A 4598-nucleotide genomic window follows, 5' to 3' on the forward strand; every position below is an offset into this window, starting at 1 on the left:
GAACAGAACGTGGCGAAGCGGATCTGCCGGAGCTGCCCCTGTTCGGTACGAGTGCCTGGCCGACGCGCTGGACAACCGGATCGAGTTCGGTGTGTGGGGCGGCATGACCGAACGCGAACGGCGGGCGCTGCTGCGTCGTCACCCCCAGGTGACGAGCTGGCGCAAGATGTTCGAGGCCGCGATGAAGAAGAACAGCAAGGACAAGGCCGGCAAGGACAAGATTCTCGTCAGCGCGACCAACTGACGCCGGTCACGACCGGCTGATCGCCGCGCCGATCGTCCGTAGCCCGTCGACGTCGTGCACGTCGGCGGGCTGCGCCGTGACCGAAACCGCCGGCACGGCAGGGAAGGCCTCCGTGAAGCGCGCGGCGACCTGCTGCTCGCGTACCGCCTGGCGAGCCAACGCCGCGTGCGCCCGCAACACGTCGGCGGTGGCCTCATGCCCACCCAGCTGGGTCAGCCGCTCGGCGGCGACCTGGCTCTGCTCGGCGTCCAGCGCCGGGACCGCCGGGCGGTGCACCCGGTTGAGCACCAGGCCGGCCAGCGGCATCCGCTCGTCGCGCAGCCGGCCCGCGAAGTAGGCAGCCTCCCGGACCGCGTCCGGCTCCGGCGTCGCGACCAGCAGAAAGGCCGTCTCCCCAGCCTGGAGGATGCGGTACGTCTGCTCGGCGCGCTGCCGGAAACCACCGAACATCGAATCGAGTGCCGCCACGAAGCCGGACAGGTCGGTGAGCAGCTGCGCGCCGAGCACCTTCTGCACCACCTTCGAGAACATCCCGAACGAGGCCGTGACCAGGCTGAACATGCTCCGCCCGCCGCTGCGCGCCGGAGCCAGCAGCAGTCGCAGCATCCGGCCGTCGAGGAAACGGGAGAGCCGAGCCGGCGCATCCAGGAAGTCCAGTGCCGAGCGGGACGGTGGAGTGTCCACCACGATCAGGTCCCACTCGCCCCGGGCGTGCAACTGACCCAGCTTCTCCATCGCCATGTATTCCTGCGTGCCGGCGAAGGTCGAACTCATCGCCTGGTAGAACGGGTTCGCGAAGATCTCCGCGGCCTTCGTCGGGTCGGTGTGCTGCAACACCACGTCGTCGAAGGTGCGCTTCATGTCCAGCATCATGGCGTGCAACTCGCCGCCGGTGCTCTCGACGTCGATCCCCTTGACCTGGCGAGGGGTGTTGTCCAGCTCGGTCAGGCCCAGCGACTGGGCCAGCCGGCGGGCCGGGTCGATGGTGAGCACCACAGTGCGTCGGCCGTGGTGCTCGGCGGCCCGCAGCGCCAGCGCCGCGGCCGTGGTCGTCTTTCCCACTCCGCCGGCACCACAGCACACGACGATCCGCACGCCTGGGTCGGCGAGGATCTGGTCGACGTCCAGCTGCGGCGCCGCGTCTTCGGAAGGCACCAATCGAGCGTATCGGGCCGGTGGGTCCGCGCGCCCGTGCTGCGCTCAGGTGTGAGTCATTCGGCGCGGACGAGGGCCTGGGCCAGCGTCGCGAGCCCAGCCCGATCCACCCCGTCGGGCAGCAACGGCAGCTCGATCATCGGCAGCCCCAACTCCACCAGGTCGGCGCGGAGCGAATCTTCCAGTTCGCGCCGGATGAGCTGGTCGCGCGCCTCATCGTGCAACCCGGCCACGGTGTCCCGATCGGCCGGCAGCCCGGCGGCGACCAGCCCGCGCTTCAACTCGGCGGCGGTGACCGCCGCTCCGGCGGGCAGCGGCGGTCGGACTCCGTTGACGAGCACCTTCCCGACGCCGAAGCCGAGGGCGGTCAGGTCGGCGATCGCGTCGACCGTCTCCTGGATCGGCATCTCCTCCAGCAGCGTGACCACGTGCACCGCTGTCATCGGGGACCGCAGCAACGCGGCGACCCCCTCGCTCTGGGTCTTGATCGGGCCCACCTTGGCCAGCCGGGCCGTCTCCGCCGTCACGTTGAGGAACCGGCCGATCCGCCCGGTCGGCGGGGCGTCCAGCACCACCGCGTCGTACGCGCGCCGCTGCCCGTTCGTGCGGGTGGTGGCCTCCTTCACCTTGCCGGTGAGGAGGACGTCCCGCAGGCCGGGCGCGATGGTGGTGGCGAAGTCGATGGCGCCGAGCTTGCGCAGTGCCCGGCCCGCCGCGCCCAGTTTGTAGAACATGTCCAGGTACTCGAGCAACGCCTCCTCGGCGTCCACGGCGAGCGCGCGCACCTCACCGCCGTCCGGCGCGTCGGCGAGGTGGCGTTCCTCGTAGGGCAGCGGCTCGATGCCGAACAGTTGGGCGATGCCCTGCCGCCCCTCGACCTCGACCAGCAGGGTGCGCCGGCCGCCGGCGGCGAGCGCCATGGCCAGCGCCGCCGCCACGCTGGTCTTACCGGTGCCGCCCTTGCCAGTCACCACGTGGAGACGGGCGGGCCACCCGGTACCGGCCGGGTCGATCGGACGCTCAGCTGCACACACCCGTCGAGCCTATCCAGGCTGGGCGGTCAGGCGACCTCGCAGACCCACCAACCCGTCTTCTGCACCACAGTGAAGCGCAACTCCTGGTCGGCCACCTTCTCGTCGGCGGTGGTCATGGTGAGCCGGGTGGAGACGGTGGCCCGTTCCCCGGTCTGGTTGTCCACCTTCGGGGTGGTCCACCGGAAGCGCGGGTTCTGGTAGGTGGAGGCGTACTTCTCCACCTCGGCCACCTTCGCGGCGATCTTGTCGTCGTCGCGGGAAGCGGCGCAGACGTGACCGGCCGCCTTGGTCGCGTCGCGATCCTTGTAGACCGCGGTGAGGAACTCGTCGACGGCGACCGCCGGCTCCTTGGCGCCCTCGCCGGTCTCGGCGTCGCGCAGGGTCAGGAAGGCCACCACGCCACCCCCGACGCAGAGCACCATGATCACGACCAGGGCAATCGCCGCGATCAGCAGACCGCGCTTCTTCTTCGGCGCGGGCGTGCCCTGGTAGGGCGGATAGGCCGGCGGGGCCGGGGGGATCGACGAGGAGTTCGGGGCACCCGGCTGCGTCGGTGCGGCCGCCGAGGAGGGGCCGACAGGCCCTTCCGGCTGCCCGGCGCCGCCCAGTTGCCCGGGGAAGGCCGGCTGGCTGGGGCCGCTGGGCTGCCCGGGGAAGGCCGGTGAGGTGGGGGCGGCGGGGAGTGCCGGCTGGGCGGGGGAGGCGGGGAGAGCGAGCTGCCCGGGCGGCGGAGCGGGGGTCGGCTGGCTGGGGATGGTCGGCGCGCCGGGCTGACCGGCGGGATCCGGGTGGGCCGGCGGGTGAGCGGGTGTGCCGGCCTGGTCGCCGCTGGGCGGGTGGGTCATGTCGTTCCCCCAGGGGTGCGGCGCCCGCCGCCACCCCTGGCGCCGAGCGTGATCGAGCGGGCGGCCGGGCGCTGCGCGACCGTCCGACCGGAAGGGTAGCGGTCGATGACCGGATCGGTGTCGCCGCTGCCTGTCGAAGCGGGCCGGCGATCCGGTGAGCGGTACCCGCGCCGGTTTCGGTGTCGGGCCTCCGACCTGCGGTGTGTCGCATATGTGACTGTTGATGACCTCTTGTGCGCGTCCTGTTGGCGGGACCGCGGCCACAGACCTACCTTCGTCCCCGTGCGGGGGGCCGGAACGGACGAATGGGTCCGGGCCGGAAGCATGGTCCGAGAGGTACGACCGGAGGCAGTGCATGCGCGACGCGGACAACATCCCTCGCACCCAGTTCCCGACGAACGAGCGGCCTCGCCGGCTCGGGTCCGTGGTCGAGGCCGGCGGGCAGGTCACCAACCAGCCGATCAACGAACGGTCGTACCGCCGGATGCCGGAGCAGGCGGAGACGGCCCGGGTGCCGAGCCAGCCCGCCGAGCGGACCCGCGAGGACGACGAGCCGGGCTTCGTCATCCACCTGCCGATCCGGGTGCCGAATCTGGCGGCGGCGACAGTGCTGGCCGGCCGGGTCGCGGTGTCCCTTGGCTTCCTGCCCGAGTTGGACGCCGGCGAGACCACCGTCTCCAACGCCGACGATCAGAACAACCGGCACCGGGTCTTCTGTGACCTGCTGCTGCCCGACCGGTCCCGCTGCCCCCAGGGGTACGAGCACGAAGGGTGCTGCGGGGAGCTGCCGGCCGCGCCGGAGCAGCGTCCCGTACCTCGTCCGGCCAGCGGACCGTAGGCTGTCCCTCGAACAATTCCGCACCGAGAGGGAGCCCTTCAGCGATGCAGAAGTGGGAATACTCCACGGTCCCGCTGCTGGTCCACGCGACCAAGCAGATCCTCGACAACTGGGGCGAGGACGGGTGGGAGCTCGTCGCCGTGGTCCCCGGCCCGAATCCGGACCAGCTGGTCGCCTACCTGAAGCGGCCCAAGGCGTGAGCAACGGTCCGCACGCGAAGCTCGCCGAGCTGGGTCTCGAACTGCCCGAGGTCGTGCCGCCGGTAGCCAGTTACGTCCCGGCCGTGCAGTCCGGGCAGCACGTGTACGTTTCCGGCCAGTTGCCGATGGCCGAGGGCAAGTTGCTGGCGACCGGCAAGGTCGGCGCGGGGATCTCCGCCGAGCAGGCGAAGGATCTGGCCCAGCGGTGCGGGCTCAACGCGCTGGCCGCTGTCGACTCGCTGGTCGGCCTGGAGAACGTGGTCAAGGTGGTCAAGGTGACCG

6 protein-coding genes and 1 pseudogene are annotated in these 4598 nt (G+C 71.5%); 4 read left to right on the forward strand and 3 right to left on the reverse strand.

The window, feature by feature from the left end:
- A pseudogene (locus ABZ749_RS29855) lies at positions 1-244 on the forward strand (WhiB family transcriptional regulator); the annotation flags it as partial.
- Between the two features lie 6 nt (positions 245-250).
- On the opposite strand, the gene ABZ749_RS29860 reads toward ABZ749_RS29855, so the two are convergent.
- Genes ABZ749_RS29860 through ABZ749_RS29870 form a run of 3 tightly spaced genes read right to left on the reverse strand, consistent with a single transcriptional unit; the run spans position 251 to position 3041 of the window.
- A complete protein-coding gene (locus ABZ749_RS29860; protein WP_357233640.1) occupies positions 251-1402 on the reverse strand; it encodes an ArsA-related P-loop ATPase in 1152 nt (383 codons plus the stop codon).
- A gap of 53 nt (positions 1403-1455) precedes the next feature.
- On the reverse strand, positions 1456-2433 hold the full coding sequence (locus ABZ749_RS29865; RefSeq protein ID WP_357233642.1) for an ArsA-related P-loop ATPase: 978 nt from the start codon (positions 2431-2433) through the stop codon (positions 1456-1458).
- 26 nt (positions 2434-2459) lie between these two features.
- A complete protein-coding gene (locus tag ABZ749_RS29870; RefSeq protein ID WP_357233646.1) occupies positions 2460-3041 on the reverse strand; it encodes a hypothetical protein in 582 nt (193 codons plus the stop codon).
- Positions 3042-3633: 592 nt separating this feature from the next.
- On the opposite strand from ABZ749_RS29870, the gene ABZ749_RS29875 reads away from it, so the two are divergent.
- From ABZ749_RS29875 to ABZ749_RS29885, 3 genes are all read left to right on the forward strand, one after another.
- Positions 3634-4116, forward strand: coding sequence for a hypothetical protein (locus tag ABZ749_RS29875; protein ID WP_355006001.1), 483 nt, complete (start codon positions 3634-3636; stop codon positions 4114-4116).
- Positions 4117-4160: 44 nt separating this feature from the next.
- Positions 4161-4316: a DUF4177 domain-containing protein gene (locus ABZ749_RS29880; RefSeq protein WP_007466198.1), complete on the forward strand. Its 156-nt coding sequence runs from the start codon at positions 4161-4163 to the stop codon at positions 4314-4316.
- On the forward strand, positions 4313-4598 hold a 286-nt coding region (locus ABZ749_RS29885; RefSeq protein WP_357233644.1), incomplete at its 3' end, for a RidA family protein. The genes ABZ749_RS29880 and ABZ749_RS29885, both read left to right, overlap by 4 nt.

The organism is Micromonospora sp. NPDC047753 (assembly GCF_040642735.1).
In the GTDB taxonomy this organism is placed as follows: Bacteria; Actinomycetota; Actinomycetes; order Mycobacteriales; family Micromonosporaceae; genus Micromonospora.